Raw genomic sequence first — 646 nt, 5'->3', positions numbered from 1 at the left:
GTCGAGTAGACGCACCCCTTGCGGTCGTACGCCCCTCACAGAATCCGGACTTGCGGCTTTCCCGCATCCGGCTCTTTGCGAAACGAATCGTTCACATTTATCAATTATATACACTGACATATATTCGGGGTCTTACCAGTGGATAGCTGTTATCTATCATATTCAGAAATTCTACCCAGTTGTAGCTTTTCTTTTGACTCCTCCGATTTAGACAGTAGAATAAACTTTTCATTACGTGGTATCGAAATGCTGTTATTCTTTCTGTATTGTCTGTGATTCCATAGTAATGGTAATAACCAGTCAGTATCTGATTGAGTTTAGCAGTAATCTCTTTCAGTTTCCATGTTTTCATGTGTCCCATCAGTTGATTTATTTCTCTACATTTCTTCGCAAACTTCTTCTTACTGGTTTTCCTCTTCACTCTGAATCTACCATTCTTGCTTTTGGAACAGTAGTGTGTAAAACCTAGGAAAGTAAAGGTACCTGGCTTCGTTCCACTTTTACTGCATCTTTCCTTTGCGTATCGTCCGAACTCTATCAGCCTGCTCTTTTCTTCTTCAAGGCTTAATCCAAAGTGTCCCATTCTATGTTTTAAGTGTTCATAGAACCATACTGCATCTGATTTGTATTGGAATGTCACCACAAA

The 646-nt window shown here is 39.9% G+C and carries 1 protein-coding gene; it reads right to left on the bottom strand.

Features of this window, described 5'->3' with window-relative positions:
- Positions 1 to 100: 100 nt before the first annotated feature.
- A partial coding sequence (locus tag LJE12_RS19665) for a group II intron maturase-specific domain-containing protein (RefSeq protein WP_226839788.1) occupies positions 101 to 646 on the bottom strand: 546 nt, incomplete at its 5' end.

The sequence above is a fragment of the Blautia sp. DFI.6.71 genome, from assembly GCF_020593585.1.
Taxonomy (GTDB): Bacteria; Bacillota; Clostridia; order Lachnospirales; family Lachnospiraceae; genus Blautia_A; species Blautia_A wexlerae.
This window is presented reverse-complemented; position numbering and strand designations above follow the sequence as displayed.